Annotated in this window: 15 protein-coding genes and 1 riboswitch; of the genes, 5 read left to right on the top strand and 10 right to left on the bottom strand. The window is 72.8% G+C overall.

Going from position 1 to position 18,719, the window contains the following annotated elements:
- Nucleotides 1-563 precede the first annotated feature (563 nt).
- Nucleotides 564-1,907 (top strand): glycoside hydrolase family 26 protein, encoded by a 1,344-nt coding sequence (locus tag FRAAL_RS02860; protein WP_011601904.1) that lies wholly within the window; start codon nt 564-566, stop codon nt 1,905-1,907.
- Between the two features lie 17 nt (nt 1,908-1,924).
- Here FRAAL_RS02860 and FRAAL_RS02855 read toward each other — a convergent pair whose 3' ends face one another.
- The 6 genes from FRAAL_RS02855 to FRAAL_RS02830 all read right to left on the bottom strand — a co-directional run bounded on the left by FRAAL_RS02855 (nt 1,925) and on the right by FRAAL_RS02830 (nt 8,022).
- Nucleotides 1,925-2,404: an NUDIX hydrolase gene (locus FRAAL_RS02855; protein ID WP_041938744.1), complete on the bottom strand. Its 480-nt coding sequence runs from the start codon at nt 2,402-2,404 to the stop codon at nt 1,925-1,927.
- Nucleotides 2,405-2,643: 239 nt separating this feature from the next.
- Nucleotides 2,644-3,303, bottom strand: coding sequence for a TIGR03085 family metal-binding protein (locus tag FRAAL_RS02850; protein ID WP_011601902.1), 660 nt, complete (start codon nt 3,301-3,303; stop codon nt 2,644-2,646).
- Nucleotides 3,304-3,536: 233 nt separating this feature from the next.
- Entirely contained in the window at nt 3,537-3,977 is a 441-nt protein-coding gene (locus FRAAL_RS02845; RefSeq protein WP_011601901.1) for a response regulator, read from the bottom strand.
- Nucleotides 3,974-5,794: a sensor histidine kinase gene (locus FRAAL_RS02840; protein ID WP_085949698.1), complete on the bottom strand. Its 1,821-nt coding sequence runs from the start codon at nt 5,792-5,794 to the stop codon at nt 3,974-3,976. Before FRAAL_RS02840 ends, FRAAL_RS02845 begins: the two co-directional genes overlap by 4 nt.
- Complete coding sequence (locus tag FRAAL_RS02835; RefSeq protein ID WP_050996991.1) at nt 5,794-6,990, bottom strand: PP2C family protein-serine/threonine phosphatase; 1,197 nt, start codon at nt 6,988-6,990, stop codon at nt 5,794-5,796. Before FRAAL_RS02835 ends, FRAAL_RS02840 begins: the two co-directional genes overlap by 1 nt.
- A gap of 231 nt (nt 6,991-7,221) precedes the next feature.
- Nucleotides 7,222-8,022 carry a hemerythrin domain-containing protein gene (locus tag FRAAL_RS02830; RefSeq protein WP_041938743.1) on the bottom strand — a complete coding sequence of 267 codons (801 nt, stop codon included), beginning with the start codon at nt 8,020-8,022 and terminating at the stop codon, nt 7,222-7,224.
- 182 nt (nt 8,023-8,204) lie between these two features.
- On the opposite strand from FRAAL_RS02830, the gene FRAAL_RS02825 reads away from it, so the two are divergent.
- Complete coding sequence (locus FRAAL_RS02825; RefSeq protein ID WP_231861476.1) at nt 8,205-8,582, top strand: hypothetical protein; 378 nt, start codon at nt 8,205-8,207, stop codon at nt 8,580-8,582.
- 11 nt (nt 8,583-8,593) lie between these two features.
- On the opposite strand, the gene FRAAL_RS02820 is transcribed toward FRAAL_RS02825, so the two are convergent.
- Nucleotides 8,594-10,441 (bottom strand): DUF4139 domain-containing protein, encoded by a 1,848-nt coding sequence (locus FRAAL_RS02820; RefSeq protein WP_011601894.1) that lies wholly within the window; start codon nt 10,439-10,441, stop codon nt 8,594-8,596.
- A gap of 383 nt (nt 10,442-10,824) precedes the next feature.
- On the opposite strand from FRAAL_RS02820, the gene corA reads away from it, so the two are divergent.
- From corA to FRAAL_RS02805, 3 genes are all read left to right on the top strand, one after another.
- Nucleotides 10,825-12,195 carry a magnesium/cobalt transporter CorA gene (gene corA, locus FRAAL_RS02815; RefSeq protein WP_372666337.1) on the top strand — a complete coding sequence of 457 codons (1,371 nt, stop codon included), beginning with the start codon at nt 10,825-10,827 and terminating at the stop codon, nt 12,193-12,195.
- A 416-nt stretch (nt 12,196-12,611) separates the two neighbouring features.
- Complete coding sequence (locus tag FRAAL_RS02810; RefSeq protein WP_011601890.1) at nt 12,612-12,995, top strand: hypothetical protein; 384 nt, start codon at nt 12,612-12,614, stop codon at nt 12,993-12,995.
- Nucleotides 12,996-13,351: 356 nt separating this feature from the next.
- Nucleotides 13,352-13,529, top strand: a riboswitch (cyclic di-AMP (ydaO/yuaA leader).
- 5 nt (nt 13,530-13,534) lie between these two features.
- Nucleotides 13,535-14,644, top strand: a complete 1,110-nt coding sequence (locus FRAAL_RS02805) for a C40 family peptidase (protein WP_231861475.1) — start codon at nt 13,535-13,537, stop codon at nt 14,642-14,644.
- Nucleotides 14,645-15,507: 863 nt separating this feature from the next.
- Here FRAAL_RS02805 and FRAAL_RS02800 read toward each other — a convergent pair.
- The 3 genes from FRAAL_RS02800 to FRAAL_RS02790 form a co-directional block, all read right to left on the bottom strand.
- A complete protein-coding gene (locus FRAAL_RS02800) occupies nt 15,508-16,176 on the bottom strand; it encodes a PHB depolymerase family esterase (RefSeq protein ID WP_011601888.1) in 669 nt (222 codons plus the stop codon).
- Between the two features lie 105 nt (nt 16,177-16,281).
- Nucleotides 16,282-17,085, bottom strand: coding sequence for a type 1 glutamine amidotransferase (locus FRAAL_RS02795; protein ID WP_011601887.1), 804 nt, complete (start codon nt 17,083-17,085; stop codon nt 16,282-16,284).
- On the bottom strand, nt 17,082-18,332 hold the full coding sequence (locus FRAAL_RS02790) for a MurT ligase domain-containing protein (RefSeq protein ID WP_011601886.1): 1,251 nt from the start codon (nt 18,330-18,332) through the stop codon (nt 17,082-17,084). Before FRAAL_RS02790 ends, FRAAL_RS02795 begins: the two co-directional genes overlap by 4 nt.
- Nucleotides 18,333-18,719 lie beyond the last annotated feature (387 nt).

Raw genomic sequence — 18,719 nt, 5'->3', positions numbered from 1 at the left:
GTCCAGGCCGAAACCCGGCCGCCGCCGCGCCTGGCTGCCATGACCACCGGGGCACCGGACCAGCAGCCGCCGGCACGCGCCGGCCATGACTCCCGATCCCCGCACGATCCATGGGTCACCGCTGTGAACCACCGCGGCGCCCCGGTCCGCGCGCACATTGTGACACAACCGGAACCTCTGCCTGCCATACGTTCCACACCACGCGACGCGGTCGGAGCGACCCGCCCAGCGGGCCGCCGGAGCACCGAGTTACCAGGGGTCCCCGAACGGCCGCCGGACCCATCAAACCCACGGCTCCCACAAGGCGCACACATGGTTCGAGACCCACCAGTACGGACGAATCGTGCATAGCGTCCGAGCTGGGACAACGCGCCAGATTCCCTCCGTGTAGGGTCTCGTCATATCTAACTAGGCAGCCGTCCGGGGCACCGAGGGGGTAACCCGGCGGCCACTCCATACATCTCAGGCCGCTGCGCGACACGGAGGTCATCAGCTTCGACGCCGAAGCAGGGACCCGGGGGGGTTCTGACGACGCCACCGCCACGCACGGAGGGATACCTGCGGTGAAACACCGATCGGAGGGCAACCCCAGCCCGCCCCGAGCCCGAGCCGGCTCCCGCCGTCGGCGCCGCCGTCCGCACCATCCCGCCTGGATCGCCTCGCTCGGCGTCCTGGCCCTGCTCGCGGCCGCCATCGGGTGGAGCATCGCCCCCGCACACGACTCGGCCGGCGATGACGGCTCCACCGTCGAGGCCGCCGCCGTCCACGTGAACGCGCGCCATCACGGCGGCGACCCGAAGGCGACGCCCAGCGCCTCGGCGCGACCGAGCGGCACGGGCCGCGGTCACGTCCCGGCCGCCTCGCCGTCTCCCAGCCGAGCGGGCGCGGGCGCGCCGGCCGCCACGACCACCGCGACCACCGCGAAGCCGGTGGTACCGGCCCTCACCAAGCCGGCGGTCCCGACCATCAGGCCGACGGCGAAGCCACCGGCCGCCCCGGTACCGATCGTGCCCGCCGGTGGCGGGGGCGGCTCTGTGCCGGGTGGCATGAGCGGCGTCTCCGCCGGCTCGATGACCCAGGTGCGGGCGTGGGAGAGCTTCCGCGGCTCGCCCGTCAACGCCGTGCTCACCTTCGCCGACCGGTCGAGCTGGCAGACCATCACCAACCCCTGGCTCGGCAGCGGACCGGAGAAGTTCTCGACGTTCAACGGCACGTGGATCATCTCGCAGCCCTTCTTCCCGACCGGTGGCGGCGACATGAACTCCTGCGCGAGCGGCGCCTACTCCGGCCACTGGGCCGACTTCGGCCGCTGGCTGGTCAGCAAGGGGCGCCCGGCGAGCATCATCCGGCTCGCCTGGGAGTTCAACGGCAACTGGTTCCCCTGGTCGGTCTCCAAGACGAACGCCACCACCTGGGTGAACTGCTTCCGGCAGGTCGTCGGCGCGATCCGCTCGACGGACCCCCAGGCCCGCATCGACTGGGCGCTCAACGCCCACAGCGGCGGAGCCTGGTCGGTGTATCCGGGCGACCAGTACGTCGACATCATCGGGATCGACAGCTACGACCAGTGGCCGGCGAGCACCACCGACGCGGCCTTCGCGAAGCAGTGCGCCGACCCGACCGGCCTGTGCTCGGTGATCGCGTTTGCGCGGACGCACGGCAAGCAGTTCTCGGTCCCCGAATGGGGCCTGGTCAGCAAGTCCGACACGGGGGCGGGCCGGGCGGGGCAGGCCGGCGGGGACAACCCCGTCTACGTCCGCAACATGTACCAGACGTTCGCCGCGAACCGGGACGTGCTCGCCTACGAGACGTACTTCAACAACTCCGAGGCCGGCAACGTGCACTCGTCCCTGGTCGGCCCGAACGAGAACCCGACCGCCGCCGCCACCTACGCCTCGCTCTGGTGAACCGGCCGGCGGCGCCGTCACAGCCGGATCGGCGCCGCCGGCGGTCCCGAACGCAGCCAGCCCTCGACGAGGCCGACCAGGCGCGTTGGATACACCGTCTGCTTCGTCGCCCGCAGCTGGGGCACGGTCCACCAGGCCCAGCCGAGGATCGACCCGCGTTCGGTCTCCGTCCAGGACGACGAGTCGAGTTCGAGGCGGTGCGGGACCCGGGCGACGAAGAACGTGTCGAACTGCGCGTACTCGCGGCCCAGATAGGTGAACGACGCACGGCGGGTGGCGACCGCCGGACCCGGGTCGAGGAGGCGGTAACCGACCTCCTCGAACACCTCCCGGACCGCGGCCTGCTCGGCGCTCTCCCCCGCGTCGAGGCCGCCGCCGGGCACGTGCCACCACTGCGGCGCGTCGTCGAGGGTCGGATCGTGCGACCGGAGCAGGAGCACCGCGTCGGCGGGGTCGACGAGCACGACCCGCGCGGCCAGGCGAGTTTGCGGGGCCATCCTGCCAGCCTGGCACCCCGAACCCCCGCACGAGCCCCTACCAACGCCCCGACCCTCCGATGTGGCGCGAATCGCCGCCCGCCACCGGCCACCATGTTTATCCAGAGGGATAAATCGGACGCGGAAGGGCTCCGGATAAGCAGAGATCGCGGCTGGAGCCAGGGCCGGGATCGGGACTGGGACCGGGACCGGGGCTGGGGCTGGGGCTGGAGCTGGGGCTGGGATCGGGCTGGGGCGCGCTAGAGGCCGACGGGGGTCGCGCGCAGGAGCTCGACGTCGTCGTCGGCGCCGCGCAGCTCGACCCGGGCGGCCTCGATCCGCCCGAACGCGTAGAGGACGAGCTCCTCCGGCGGCCCCATGATCTCCACAGTCGGCTCGCCGGCGTGCAGGATGCGCCGGCCTGGCCGGTCGGTGCGCTCGGCGACGACGCCGACACCGGCCCGGCGGAACCCGGCGAATCCGATCAGCCGGAGGGCCGCCCACATCGCGTCGCGGCTCGTGTCGTCCAGCGTGCGAGGCTCCCAGCCGGCGTCCGCGCGGCGAACGTCCTCGGCGTGGACGAAGAACTCGACGAAGTTCGCGGCGTCGTCGATCAGCCCGAGCCGGGTCGGCTGCCACCATGGTGGTCCGGCCCGGAAGGTCTCCACCAGCTCGGGATAGGGGTGGGCCCGCATGGTGGCCCGCTCGGCCCGCTCGGTGATGCCGTGCAGGCTGCTGATCACCAGGCCGGGCGCGGCCCAGGGCACCCGCTCGCGGGTGACGAGGTGCGCGGCCAGGTCGTGGTTGGTCCACCCGGTGCAGAGGGTGGGATGACCCGGGCCGAGGTCGGTGAGCAGATCCGCGAGCGCCTGCCGCTGCGCGCGGGCGCGGCGCTGGGCGGGTTCCGGTCCGGTCGCCATGAGCCGCACTCTAGGCGACGCCGGCCGTGGCGGGGCGCACCGCGACAGGTGCCGCGCACCGATTCCCCGATCTCTGCCCCGCCCGCACCACCCGGAAGCGGCGGGCGAAGCGTCGCCCGGCAGGTCATCCACCCCGCGACCGGGCACCACACCGATGCCACCATCGTCCCCGGTGAGATGTCCCACCAGCGCCGTGCCGCCCGGCGGTGCGACCGCGGGGCGGCCGGGCGGACCTACTGGCCGGGCAGGCGGGCGACGGTGACGAAGAAGTCGTCGATGTGACGCACCACCGCCACGAACCGTTCGAAGTCGACGGGCTTGGTGATGTAGGCGTTGGCGTGCAGGTCGTAGCTACGCAGCACGTCCTCCTCGGCCTCGGAGGTGGTGAGCACCACCACCGGGATCCGCCGTAGCCGCTCGTCGGCCTTGACCTCGCGCAGCACCTCCCGCCCGTCGCGGCGCGGCAGGTTCAGGTCGAGCAGGATGAGGTCGGGGCGGGGTGAGCCCGCGTACTCCCCCTCGCCGCGCAGGTAGGCCAGCGCCTCGACGCCGTCACTGACCACGTTGAGGTGGTTGCGCAGCTTGTGGTCCTCGAACGCCTCCCGGGTCATCAGCACGTCGCCGGGATCATCCTCGACGAGAAGCACCTCGACCGGGACGAGCGGTTCGCTCACGATGATCCTCCGGATGACCTTGCGCTGTTGGGGGCGGGGGCAGGGTTGGACGGTACGGGTGCTGGCGGTTCGGCCGTGGACGGCGCCGCCGCCGACGACGCCGCCGACGCCGGGGCGGACACCGATGGCAGGCCCGCGGCCTCGACGGCGCCGACCAGGGCGGCCGGCTCGGACATCGGAGCCAGCAGAGCCTGTTTGGGCAGGGTGAAGCGGAAGGTCGTGCCGTGCTCCACGGTCGCGTCCAGCCAGATCCTGCCACCGTGGAACTCGACGATCTTGCGGCACAGGGCCAACCCGATCCCCGTGCCCTCGTACACGTCCCGACCGTGCAGACGCTGGAAGATCACAAAGATCTTCTCGGCATACTCCGGGTCGATGCCGATGCCGTTGTCCGCGCAGGCGAACTCCCAGTCCTCTGCCCGCTCGACGGCGCTGACATGCACGCGGGGGATCTCGTCACCGCGGAACTTCAAGGCGTTGCCGATCAGGTTCGTCAGCAGCTGGGTGAGCAGCACCGGATCACCCCGCACGACGGGCAGCTCGTCCGCGGTGACCTCGGCCTGCAGACTCTCGATCGACAGGGACAGGGTGGTCGTGGCCCGGCCGAGGACGTCGCCGAGCGCGATCTCGACGAAGCCGTCGGTGCTCCGCCCGACCCGGGAGAAGGCGAGCAGGTCGTTGATGAGCTGCTGCATCCGCTTGGCGCCGTCGACGGCGAAGGCGATGTACTGCGTCCCCCGCTCGTCGAGCTTGTCGCCGTAGCGCCGCTCCAGCAGCTGGCAGAAGCTGGCCACCTTCCGCAGCGGCTCCTGCAGGTCGTGCGAGGCGACGTAGGCGAACTGCTCCAGGTCACGGTTGGACCGCTGCAGCACCTCGGCCTGCGTCTCCACGGCGATCCGCGCCGCCCGCGCGACCCCGAGCTCGCTCAGGAGCTGCTGGCGCATCGACTCCACGTCGCCGGCCAGCGCGATCATGTCGGGCGGCCCCGCAGGTTCGACCACGTGATCAAGCCGGCCGGAGGCCACGGTCCGCGCATCGGCGGCCACCTGCTCGATCGGCCGGGTGACCCAGACCCGCAACGCCCGCGCGATCGCCGCCAGCAGGACGATCAGAACCAGCGCGCCGATCGCCAGGGCGAGGACGAGGAAGTGCAGCGCGGCGCCGACGTTGTTCCGGGCCTTGATCGCCTTCGTCCGCAGCGCCGACTCCAGGTCGTCGGACGCGGCGCGGACCGCGTCGAAGCGCCGCTTGCCGACCTCCGGCGACAGCGCGGTCGCCGCCTTCGGTCCCCGGTCGCGCACGGCGGTGATGGACGGGTCGGCGTAGTCGCGGTGCCAGGCCAGGATCCGCTCCCGGAGGGTGCGGAGCTTGCCGAGCAGGTCCGGCCGCTCGGCAAGCCGGCGTTGCAGGTCGGCGAGCTGGGCGCTCTCATCGCGGCGGCCGGAGTTGTAGGGCTCGAGGAACTCCTCGTGCCCCTGGAGCAGGTAGCCGCGCATCCCGGTCTCCTGGTCGACCAGGCTGCTGACGAGCTGCGCGGAACCCAGCAGGGCCGGGGCCATGATGTCGCTGCGGGTGTGGATGGCGTTGTCCAGCCGCACCAGCGACGACACCACCAGCCCGACGATGATGAGCAGGGCCACCGCCGCGACCGCGTAGGTCACCCCGAGCCGGCGCCGCAACGGCCAGCTCCGACCGAACCCGAACCCGAACCCGGACCTGGACCTGGACCTGATCGACTCGGGGGTGGCGGGTGAGCCGGGTGAGCCGGGGGTGCCCTCCGGGTCGAGAGTGCCGGAAGGCCCACTGGGCACCGCCATCAGTCGGCCCCCCACATCAGCAGCAGCAGGGCGACGTCGTCGGTGAGTGGGCCGCCGTTGCGGGCCTCGACCCGGTCGATGAGGCTGTCGAGCAGGCCGTCCGGCCCGTCCGGGGGCCAGAGCTGGGCGATCTCGGGCAGCACACCCTCCCAGCCGAGTGGCTCCCCGCCCGGGCCCTCCCGGCCCTCGAGCAGGCCGTCGGTCGCCAGTAGCAGCACCCACCGCGGGCCGAGCTCGACCAGCACCTCCTCGGTGAGGTCCTCGTCGAGGATGCCCAGTGCCGGCCCGACGACGTCACCGGGCAACGCGGCGAGCCGGGGGTGCAGCAGCGCGGGTGGCGGATGGCCGGCCAGGCGCATCCGCAGCGAGGCCCGGTCGGGCGCGATCGAGAGGGCACAGACGGTGGCGAAGATCTCGTCGCGTTCACGTTCGCTGACCAGCACCCGTTGGAGATACCCGAGCCGGTCGGCCTCCGCCACCCCGGCCAGCACGAGGGTTCGCCAGGCGATACGCAGGCTGACCCCGAGGGCGGCCTCGTCGGGGCCGTGCCCGCAGACGTCGCCGAGCAGCACGTGGATCGTCCCGTCGGGGGTGGACACCATGTCGTAGAAGTCTCCGCCGAGCAGCGACTGCTGCCGACCGGGCCGGTAGCGGGCGGCGTGGAGCAGCTGGCGGTCGTCGTAGAGCGGACGGGGCAACAGGCCGCGTTCGAGCCGGGCCCGCTCGTCGGCACGCAGCTCCGACTCGCGCAGCGCCTGCGCCGCCGTGTCGGCCCGCTTGCGTTCGATCGCGTAGCGCACGGCGCGCACCAGGTCCCGCCCGTCGACCTGGCCCTTGACGAGGTAGTCCTGGGCGCCGGCGGCGACCGCCTGGGCGCCCCGGTACTCGTCGACCAGGCCGGTGAGCACGACGACCGGCGCGCCCGCCTCCACCGCCAGCAGCCGGCGCAGCGCCGAGAGGCCCTCACTGTCGGGCAACCCGAGGTCCAACAGCACGCAGGAGACCTGCTTGCTACGGCGGACCGCCTCGGCCACGGTGCGCACCCGGGTCAGCTCGACCGGCGCCGCAACCTCGTCGAGCAGCTCGGACACCAGATAGGCGTCCGCGTCATCGTCCTCGACGAGGAGTATCGGCCAGACCACATCCGCCGGTTCCGTTCCTGGCACCCGGACCGCGGTGCTCTCGGTTCCTGACACATCTCCTCGGCAGTGCACGACACGCGGGCCATTTAGGCCCATCCTGGACCCGAAGCATGGCATGCCCACGGGCAATCGCGCGCAGCGGAACGCCGATCGCGCTGTACGCCACGGCCGCCACCTGACCGAGGTTAGGGACATTTCACCATCGGGTCAGGCCGTGGCGCGCCGGATCGGCCGGGGATCCGGGGGCGACCACACCGGGCCCCGCGAGGGGTGAGCGTCGAGGACTCAGCGGCGCGGGCCGGTCCCACGGGCGGCAGAGCGCCCTGACCCGATCTCGGGCCCGGAGGCGATCTCGGCCTCCGGCTGGGCCCGGTCGGCCGGTGGGGCGGGCTGATCCGCCGCCGGCCACTCCGGGGCGGGCGAGGTGGGCCGCCCGAGCAGGTACCAGCCCCACAGCCCGGCAGGCGCGGGGGCCCGCACCGGGGCGCCGGCCACCTCGCGCGAATCCATCACGTCGAGCAGGTGATCGAAGCTGCCGAGCAGCCGGATCGCCAGGCTGCCACCGAAGATCCCGCCGTGGCCGAGATGCGGGTGGGGCCGGGTCGGGGCGTGGCGCATGGCGTCGGCGAAGCGGTCGACCAGGTGCTGGCGGTCCGCGTCGGAGAGCCGTTCGGTGAGCTCACGCAGCAACCCGTCCTCCGCCCTGGCATGCTCGGCGAGCAGTGCCGCGAGGTCTCGGCGCAGGCTGGCGACGCTGCCCGCCGGGCGGTTGAGGTCGCCCTGCACGTACTGCTCGATCCCGCGCATCACCGACGAGCACCGGCGAGCCAACCGGCCCAGCTCGGCGACCCGCGCGCGGCCACCCGGAACCCGGCGGGCCATCTCCGGGTAGACGACCGCCTCCATCGCACTGAGGTGGGCCGAGACGGCCGCCACCGCCGCGTCGCTGGCATGCAGCGCCTGGCGCGGATCGGTGGGCGTCGCGTCCGGGGCGCCGGTCGCGTCGCGGCCGTCGCGGGACAGCTCCAGGAGATGGACGGCATCCTCGTGCGCCGCGTCCACCAGGGTCGTCAACGTCTCAGCCATGATCACCTCACCCGTGATGGGTTGATACGTAGCGGAGAGTTATCAGCACTGTGAAGCTACGCCTTCGCGACCGGGGCCGCATCCCGATGGTCCTCACGCAACGGTACCGAGAGCATCACAAAAGGTGCCGGTCGCCCACACCGATGCCTACCGTAAGGAAGGATTCCACTACTATTGTGGGCATGGTTGGCAGTAATGTCCCCATGGCCCGGGACCAGGCGGTCTTCGCCGCTCGCTCACGCCTCGTCGACGTTCGGCGCCGGTTCCTCGGCCGGGACCTTCCGCCCCTGGGGACCCTGATCGTGCGCCACCAGGTGGCGGTCCCGGACGGGGCCGAATGGCCCTGGGCCCTGGTGTCAAGCTGGCAGCATGCGACCCTGCTGGGCGGGCGCAGCCTGAACGACGGCGCGCACCCGTCGGTCGCGCACATCCGGATGGGCCGGCCCCTGCGCATCCGCAGCGCCGACGTCGTCGACTGGGCGATCATCGACGCCCGCGGCGAGATCGTCGAGGGCGCGTGGACCCGCCGGCTGCGCGCCCCGGCGGACACGACCGCCTGAGCGGCGTCGGCTCAGTCGCGCCAGCCGGTCAGCTCCATCCCGCGGGGATGCTCCAGCCGGAACGAGAACTCCACCCGCCCGGTGGCACCCGGACCGAGGGCAAGCGTCCAGGACAGCAGGCCGACGTCGGTCCGTTCGTCCGGTTCGGGCCGTGCCTGGAAGTCCCGGACGGCGACACTCTCGTGCCGGGAGACCGGGATCTGGTCGCGCACCACCGCCCGGACCGGCCGGGGGGTGTGGTTGGTCACCTCGATGCGGTAGCCGGCCTCGATCCGCCGGTTGCCACCGACCACGCGGCGTCCCGTGGCCCGGTGGACCAGCTCACGCTCGACCCGCACCCGGTCGTCGACGCCGAGATGCAGCTCGACCTCGGCCCCCGATGGCACCGTGCCGATGGTGCCGCTGCCGGCGAAGTCCGTGCCGTGGAAGATCGAGACCTTGCCGGGCAGCAGGGTGTGCGGCGAGGTGTTGGTGATGGTGGCCCGCAGGTAGGCGTCGGGCGAGATCCTCGGGACGGTCAGATGATCGAGGGAGGCGCCGAACTCGATCACCGCGACGGTGAGGCGGTGCCGGCCGCCGTCGGCCGGGATCGCGACCCGCCGGGGCGGCCGGTAGGTCGCCGACCCGGCGAAGTCGATCTCCGGCTCGTCGGCCACCGCCGGCCTCAGGACCTTCGTCTGCTTCGCCTTCGACCGGCCTCGGGACTGGCCCGGGGGCGTCCCGCCGGCGGCAGGCACCGCGGCCGTCCGAGCCACGGCCGGCGGCGGGAGTGGGGACGGTTGGCTCAGGTCCACGAACTGGGGCGTGAGCTCGGGCAGGTCCGCGTGCGCGGCCGGGCGGGCCGTGGAGAGCACGAGATCGGCCGTGGCCGGCCAGTCCTCGCCGCTGCGCTGGGCGATCAGCGCGAACCAGGTCAGTGTGACCCGCTCCCCGTCCAGGCGAGCGTCATAGCCGGCCCGCCAGCCCGCGGTCGAGACCAGGTAGGACACCTCCAGCTCGACCTCGGCCCCCTCCTCGGCGGACTGCCGGCCGGCTTCCACGCCAGCGTCGGGCTCGACGTCCGCACCCACATCCGCGTCGGTGATCGCGTCGGCGTCGGCACGGGCGTCGAGGTCGGCAGGGGCGTCGGCGTCGGCAGGGGCGTCGCGGTCGGCAGGCGCGTCGAGGTCGGCAGGGGCGTCGGCGTCGGCAGGCGCGTCGAGGTCGGCAGGCGCGTCGAGGTCGGCAGGCGCGTCGAGGTCGAGGTCGACGACGACGGTGCGGGTGTCCGGGACGCGGGGGGCGTGGCGGGCCTCGATCGTCCGGTCGAGCGCCGCGATCCGCCGTTCGAGGTCGTCGCGGCGCCCGGCGAGGGCGCGGCGGCGGGCGTGGACCTCGCCGATCCGGGTGGCGAGCAGATCCTCGGCGGCGGCCAACCCCTCGGCGGCGCCGGGGGTCGACGCCCAGGACCGCGCCAGGGCGGCGGCTCCGGTGCGCGCGGCGACGTCGAGGAAGCCCCGCCGCGCCTGCTCGGCGTCGTCCTCGTCGGCGATGGCGGTCAGCTCCGCGGCCAGCGCGAGCCGGCGCGCGGCGAGATCCGCGCCGGCGGTGTCGGCGGGCTCCGGGTGCGTCCGGGCGACCACGTCCACCCCGAGCACCCGGCCCGGGCCCCGGCCACCGACGCGGACCGAGTCGGGCGCGAGCTCCCAGGGCAGGCCGTCCAGCTCGACCCGGAGACCCGTCCCCACGGACCCGTAGCCCGCGGAAACGGGCAGCCGAACCCGGCCCCGCCGGGTGATCCGGGCGCCCCGGGGATGGATGACCACGGCGGCGATCGGCGCGTCGAGTCGCACGAGCTGCGGCAGATCCTCGGTCACCATGGCCGATCAGCCTAAACGAGTAGGTCATCACTACTCGAGGCCACATGTGTGCATCTCCGAGTAGCGACGGTCCTGCCTCCCGACCCTCGCTCGAACCTCGGACCACACACGAACCATCCCCCTGCCAGCGATGCCGACCCGCGTCCGGGGCGATCGAGCCGCGTCCGGGGCGAGCCGCGGATCACGTCGTGGCGGCCGGGCCCGACTTGTCACCATGGAGGGGACCCCGCGGCGAACGAGGGCACGCGGAAGCGAGGGCGTTCCGCGGAAGCTGTGCCACTTGGGAAGCTTGGCCGCTTGGGAAGCTGGGCACCTCGGCAACTCGGGAACCTGGGCGACTGGCAACGTGGGCGGCGGGCAACGTGGGCGACGGGAAAGAGGCGATGGTGCGAGACGACGCGGCAGGCGCGGAGCCGGGGCACACGGGGCCGGGGCGCGCGGAACCGGGGCGCGCGGAACCGGGGCGCGCGGAACCGGGGCGCGCGGAACCGGGGCGCGCGGAACCGGGGCGCGCGGAACCGGGGCGCGCGGAACCGGGGCACACGGAACCGGGGCACACGGAACCGGACGGTCGCTCGGGCGTGCCCGGCCAGGCGGGCGGCGAGCATCCGGTGCTCGACGCCCTGGAGGACGCCCTGGGGCAGGCCTCGGCGAACGCGCACCGGCTCGCCGGCGCGCTGAGCCGGCCGGTGTCGCTGGTCCGGGTTGGCCGCAAGCGCCGCCGGGCGCGGCGGGTCGAGCTGCCGGCGACGCCCGACGGCCGGGTGATGGCGTGCGGGGTCTACAGCCATGGGCGGTGCGTGACGATGGAGGTCGATCACTCCGACGCGCTGCGGGTGGCGCGGACGGAACGCGACGGTTTCGCCTGGCTGGGCCTGTTCGAGCCCAGCTACGACCAGCTCGCCGCCGTGGCGCAGGAGTACGGCCTGGACAAGCTTGCTGTTGAGGACGCGGTCACCGGCGGCCAGCGGCCCAAGCTCGAGCAGTACGAGAACCACCTGTTCGTGGTCCTCAAGACCGCCAGCTACGTGGCACACACCGAGGTGACGGGTACCTCCGAGGTGGTCACCACCGGCGAGATCATGATTTTCCTCGGCGAGGACTTCGTGGTGACGGTGCGGCACGGCCAGCACGGGGAGATGACCCGGCTGCGGCGCCGGCTCGAGGCCACGCCGGAGATGCTCCGGCACGGGCCGACCTCGGTGCTGCACGCCATCTGCGACAGCGTCGTCGACAACTACGTCGACACCGTGGAGAAGATCCAGGTCGACGTCGACCAGATCGAGGCCGGCGTGTTCCGGCGCGACCAGACCCCGTCCACGGAAAGCGCCTACCAGATGAAGCGCGAGCTGCTGGAGCTCAAGCACGCCGTCCAGCCGCTGGCCGGCCCGCTGCGCACGCTCACGGCGGAGGGCCCGCGGCTGGTCGACGCGGCGATGCGGCGGTACTTCCGGGACGTCGCCGACCATCTCGAGCAGGTCAGCGAGCGCATCGAACACTTCGACGAGCTGCTGTCGTCGGTGCTGCAGGCCACCCTGACCCAGGTGACGATCGCCCAGAACGAGGACATGCGGCGGATCAGCGCCTGGGTCGCGATCGCCGCCGTTCCCACGGCACTGGCCGGAATCTACGGAATGAACTTCGAGCACATGCCCGAACTGCGCCAGACCTGGGGTTACCCAACGGTTCTCGCCGTGATGGCGACGGCCTGCCTGTTTCTGTACCGGGCGTTCAAACGCAACGGCTGGCTCTGACGCCGCCGACGGCCGCCGCGTTTCCCCCGCCACCAGCCCTGCCGCTACTCAACGTCACAGAAGTTGCGGGGTCGGCCGGCGCCCGGCCGGCCGTCGCGCCCTGGCCGTCAGGACGACCCGAACGGGGCGGCCGGCCACTCCTACCCCGACGACGCCGATCCGTTGGGCGACAGGGGGCCCCGAATCGGGCGAAAGAGTCCACAAACAACACAGGGCGTGCTATGCACTCGAAAACCTGGCAAGGGTAGCCGGTCCATAGCTCATTTTCGCTATCAGTTGACTGCCGTGACGTATCCGTACGATGGGTTACACCCGGCCCTCCCCGTCGGTTACCGTTACCAACCGTGTCGGAGCAACCGGGTCTCGTGCCCACCGCTCGGAGCGGTTCCCCGATCCCCCACCCGTCAGGGGAGTACATGCCCTCGTCTGACCCCCAGCGGCGAGAGACCGCCATCCTGCCCGAGCGGGGCGACCTGATCGCCGAGCTCGCCGGGCGACTCGAAGCCCTCGACGCGCTGCTGAACCGGCTCGAGGACGCCGAGCGCCAGGCCGCCGACGCCAGCGAGCACCTCATCCGGACCCGGCGCTGGCAGGAGGACACCGTTCGCACGATCCAGGAGGAGCGGGCCCGCATGCGCCAGCGCCAGCACGCCCTGGACGAGCTCGCCGACCATGCCCGCGCCGCCGTGGCCGCCCTGGCCCACCACCGTTCCCTGCCCCGCGAGGTGCACGAGCTCGCCGTCGAACTCCAGGTGCTCGACGCGGCCGGATTCCTGACCCGGCGCGGCCGGGCCCGATGAGCCCGCGGCCGACCGGGGATACCGGTACCCCCGCCCGCTCGACTACCTGACGTGAGTACGTGGTGCTCGACCGAAGTGACCGGGGTGGGCCCGGGCCTTTGTCGGCGTCGCACGAGCCGTCCGTACCGACCCTCTCGACGAGGGCGGAACCCCAGGCCATACCCGGTTTCCCTGGCCGATCGGGCGGCCGTGGCGGCCGCCGGCACGGGCCGGACCGAGCGTCCCGTCCAGGGGCACTTCGGTGCACACTCGCTGTAGTTGGGAAGGACTAGTGTTTACCCACCCCGTCAAAGTGGACTAGTCTCACGCCGACGTCACGACAACACCGGGCCGAACGCCGAATCCTGCCCCCGGCCACGGTGTCCCCTCCGAGTCGTCATCTGGGGCAGGAGCGGGGGACCCACCTCCATCGGCCGGCACCGACCCGCGGTGCTGGTCTCGGGGTCAAGTCCGATGTGCGTGAAGGCCACGCCTCGGACCGGGCAGCCCAGCCCGAACCCGACAGCTCACTTCGCAGGCGTACGGGAAGGAATACACCGTTGTCCGCGCAAAGCGTGCAGCTCGACGAAGATTCGCGCGTCGCCGGTCGCGGCCGTCACCGCGCCCAGACCGTGCCGCCGGTCGCCCGTAGCCGGGCCCGTGCTCGTGCCTTCGCCGCGATGACCACCGGGACTGTCGCTGTCTCCGGAGTGGCCCTGGCCGGCTGCGCCACCGACGTCCACGCCGACACGGCGTTGGAAGAGTCGCCGAACACCGCCCCGATCACCCTCGCCGCGCAGATCGGCTCGCGTGCCGCCCTGGGTGGCAGCATCGCCGCGGCGGCGGTCAGCGAGCACAGCTCCTCGGGACTCACTCTCGGTGCGGCGAACGGGCTCGACGCCCCGCCCCTGGCCGGCAAGGTCCAGGTCGGCCTGCGGGTGACGAACCCCGACGTGACCGTGAACGCGGACGAGCCGGTCGACATCGGCTTCTCGCTGTACAACGAGGCCACCCACGAGCCGCTGGCGAACCAGCTCGTCAAGGTGCAGGTGAAGCTCCCCACCGGGTGGGCCACCTTCAAGCACCTCCAGACGAACGCGCAGGGCTACGCGTCCTACACGGCGCGGGTGCTCACCACGACGAACGTCACGGCGATCTTCGATGGCACCGACGCCCTGCAGTCCGCCCACTCGGTCAACGACGCGACCCTGAACGTGCGCCCGCAGCGGGCCCCGCTCGCCGGTGTCTCGGCCCGCCTGGGCAGCCTCTCCGGCGGCGTCTCCGTCGGTTCCCCCCAGGTGTCCGTGCCGGTGCCGTCCAGCTCGATCGGCGCGAAGGCCGTCTACCTGGCCTCCCTGCAGGCGGGCAAGCCGTACGTCTACGGCGCCGACGGCCCGAGCTCGTTCGACTGCTCCGGGCTCGTCCAGTACGTCTTCAAGCAGCTCGGCAAGAGCCTGCCGCGGACCACGGACGCCCAGTTTGCCGCCACCACCCGGGTGTCGCAGTACAACAAGCAGCCCGGCGACCTGATCTTCCTCGGCTCGCCCGGAGACATCTACCACGTCGGCATCTACGCCGGCGACGGCAAGATGTGGGTCGCCCCGCACACGGGCAGCGTCGTGAAGCTCCAGTCGATCTACACCACCTCCTACTACGTCGGACGCGTCTAAGAGCGTTCACGCCAGCGCACGGTGCCCTGCGGTGCGGCGCCGGCCCTGCGGTGGTCACCTCGTCCGGCTGGAAGTGCGACGAAGCCCGTCCAGCCCCGAGCCGATCGCGACGCGGCCTCCCCCTCCGGTCGCGCGTGCGGTCAGATCGCCGGTCAGGCCTCGGTTCACCGCGCGTCCGTACACCGTCGTGCCCGCCCCGCCGGGCCTGCTCCCCCCGGCAGGCGGAAGGTGCGCATCGCCGAACCGTCCGGGTCATCATCGCGGCTGCCCCGGACGCTGTTCCACGACGCGGCCGACGCCGAGACTCCGTTGACGCCGAGACACCACCGACGCCGAGACACCGCCGGACCACCTGCACCCGGTCCGCGCGCCCGCCGAAGCCGGGCGGCGTCGTAGTCCTGGCCGAGCCGGGACCAGCTCCAGTACGCGGGCCCTGCCATCGCCCGCGGCACCACGACCCGACCTCGCTTCCGTGCCAGCCGGGCAACGCCTCCTTCCGGCCGGACGGACGTCAGATCTCCCCCCCATCTGACGTCCGTCCGGCCGGAAGGCCCCCGACCCCGCCGGCCTTCCCTCGGATTCCCCCCCCATCCGCAGCGGGAGGCCGGCGGGCCCTCGGGTTCCATCCGGCCACTGAGGTCCGCCGATGCCGCTACCCCCCTCCCGGCGGCATCGGCGGACCTTCGCTTCCACCCAGCCGTCGCGGGCGCGTACGCGGCACCTGGAGGCCGTGGAGGGCCGCCATCGGGCGCCTCTGCGGACGGCCTCTCGCTCAGACGGGCCGGCCTCGGCCGGCAGACGGTCAGCGGCCCCGGGCCCAGGGCCCGGTATCAGGTTCTCGGACTCGGACTGAGGCTCGGGGCTCAGGCTCCCAGGTGGTGCTTGGCGGAGGCCGTCCACAGCGTCTCGCTGACCTTCTTGTTCCACTTGGTCTCGGCAACCCTCGCCTCCGGTGCCCGACCCGGGCAGGCGGACTGCGGCTCCTGCGTGAACTGCCCCACCACACCGACGGCCGCAAAGATCGGTTTGGCGCCGCCGCAGACGACGGTCAGCGCGAGCCGAGCGCCCTCGCCGACGCCCCACACGTAGATCCGGTTCGGGTCGACCTTGGTCTTCTTCGCGGAGACGTAGCTGACCACGTCGCGCAGGTACTTCGCGTCGGCGCCGTCCGGGGAGTCGATCCGCCAGGTGCCGCCGACCGCCTCGGGATAGGCGACCGCGAAGTTGCGGGCGTTCGCCACCGAGCCGGCGGCGCTGTCATGGTCGAGGGTCTTGGCGTCGACGTTGTCGTCGTGCAGGATCAGCACCAGCGGGATCGGATCCTTCGGGTCCGACGGGGCGTGCACGAGCAGTTCCCGGTCGGCCGAGCCGTAGTCCTTGGGCATGCTGACGCGCTTGGTCTTCGGGCCGTTGCCGCGCTCGATGAAGACCCACAGCACGACGATGACGGCCCCGACGATGAGTACGGTTCGCTTGTTCTTGCCCCACCAGCCGGCAAGGGGATTCGACGCCACGATCCAACCGAACCACACCGGTAGCCGGGAAACGCCGGAAACGGGCGACCAGATGACGCTCGGACCTACTCCTTCGTCCGAGGCGGCCGCGGGACCGAGCGGGTCGTGGGGCCGCCGCCGGGGTCAGGAGGTGGCGAGCGCGCGGCGGCGGGCCTCGCGCAACACCTGTGCCTCCCGAGGGGCGTCCAGCGGCGGGAGCTCGCCGTGGATCCAGGTCAGCAGGAGGTCGGCGAGCGCCGGGTTCTGCGCCAGGACCGGCCCATGCAGGTAGGTGCCGACGACCCGCCCGTCGACGATGCCGTCGGTGCCTCCGCCGTCGCCACTCGTGCCACCGCCACCACCCGTGCCGCCACCACCGTCGGTGCCGCCGTCGCCGTCGCCGATTCCGCGGCGCACCACGCCGAGCGGGAAGCCGCCGGCCCCCGGCAGCCGCCGGGTACGCCCGGCGTGGTTCTCGTACCCGTACAGGGTGGGCAGGCCGAGACGCGGATCCGGCTCGACGACGATGTCCCCGACGGCCCGTCCGGGCGGCGGCGTCCCGGGGGGCGCGAACGAACGGCGGGTCTCGATGTCGACGAGGTTGAGCCCCTCGTGGATCTCCCCGCCCGACGGGAACGTCGCGCCGATCACCTGGTAGCCGGCGCAGACCGCGAGCACGGCCGCCCCCGATCCCACCGCGCGCACGATCGCCCGGTTCTGCCGGATGCCGTCGGCGGCGAGGACCTGCGGCGCGTCCTCGCCCCCACCGAGCAGGTAGATGTCGCAGCTGTCCGGCACCGGCGAGCCGGCGGGGACGTTGACCACCTCGACCGGCAGGCCCCGCCAGCGCAGCCGCTGCTCGAGGACGATCGCGTTGCCGCCGTCCCCGTAGGTGCCGAGCAGCTCGGGGTAGATCAGCGCGATCCGGGTCGCGGACGTGCGCCTCATCGGGAACTCCGGACCAGCAGGTCCCGGAACGCCGTGTAGTTGGCGACCACGTCGACCACCTTCTCGTTGGCCGCCAGCGCCGCGTCCTCGGCGCTGGCGTGCACGCTGTGCGGCACCTCCGCGTAGGCCAGCCGCACGCTCATGTCCTCCTTGCGCCCGCCGGTGACGAGCACCTGCCGGCCGGCGAGGCGCTCGAAGGGGACGTCCCAGATCCAGGACGGATCCCGCCCGTCGGCGGTCTGCGAGTTGAAGTCGATGACGACGGGCCGGGGCGGCGCGTCGGCGAGCAGCTCCATCATCTCCACCCAGCCGGCGGGGTTCTTCGCCAGCAGCAGCCGGCCGCGGCGGCCCTGCTCGCCGAGGACGACCTCCTGGTAGCGGCCCTGCACGTCGCCGAGGCCGGCCATGGCGCCCAGCGCCGCCTCGACCTCGACGCCGAGCTCACGGGCCGCGGCGGCGGCCATCGCCGCGTTGCCGAGGTTGACCCGGCCGGGCAGGTCGAGGTGAGCCGAGATGGTGCGGCCGTACCAGAGCAGCTCCCGGGGCCCGGTGACCGCGACGATCGGTTCGGGCCGGGCCAGCCCGCACTCGGACCACCAGCCGGCCTCGTTGCGGTGCAGCAGCCGGGCGCACTGGGGGCAGACCATCGCGTCGGCGGTCCAGTTCTGCCCGGCCGACACCCACACCTGCCGCCGCCAGCCGGCCGCCGCCCAGGCGACCAGCGGGTCGTCGACGTTCGCGACCACCGTGGCGTCCGGCAGCTCGGCGCCGAGCTCCCGCCACATCGACGCGATGCGCCGGGTCTCGTTGGACCGGTCGAGCTGGTCGCGGCTGATGTTGAGCAGCAGCACGACCCGCGGCAGGATCTCCCTGGCCACCTTCGGCAGCCAGATCTCGTCGACCTCCAGGGCGGCGGCGGCGTCGAACGGGGGACGCGAGAGCGCGGCGAGGACGCCGGGCGCCATGTTCGCCCCGCCGCTGTTCGACTTCACCGGCCCGCCGGTGCCCAGCGCGCGGGCGAGCAGCCGGGTGGTGGTCGTCTTGCCGTTGGTGCCCGACACGCACGCGGTGCGGCGGTGGGAGCCGACCTCGGCCAGCGCCCCCGGGGAGACCCGCAGGGCCAGCTTGCCGCCGATCATCTCGCCCGACCCGCGGCCAAGCCGGCGCGACGCCTCGGCCGCCAGGCGTTCGACGGCGAGCGCGGCCTGGGTCCGGGCGGTGAACCTGCGCGGGAATGATGTCGTCATCGCGCTTTCTACAGTGCCACGAGGGTGCCGGGAGACGAAGACCACCCCCGCTTCCGTTCGGTTACGTCCCGATCGGCGCCGATGCCGCCGGCGGCGGGCCCCCGTCGCCCCCCTCGTGGCCGTGTCTGCCGGCTGGGTGCCATTGCCGCAGGTCAAACGGCCCGCCCGACCGGCCGGCACGGACGGAACTTTGGTGTTACCTCCCGGTGTGCGAACGGGTGCCAACCGGACCACCATGGGGGAATCAACCCGGCGTCGCGGTAGAACTCACCCGACGGGGTGAACCGGAATACCCAAGACCGGCCCTCAGGACGAGAATCACAGGCGGAGCACGGCCGGCCACGGATCCGGCCGAGGCCGCGCGGGGCCCGGGACCCCGGCCGGGTA

The organism is Frankia alni ACN14a (genome assembly GCF_000058485.1).
Taxonomy (GTDB): domain Bacteria; phylum Actinomycetota; class Actinomycetes; order Frankiales; family Frankiaceae; genus Frankia; species Frankia alni.
This window is presented reverse-complemented; position numbering and strand designations above follow the sequence as displayed.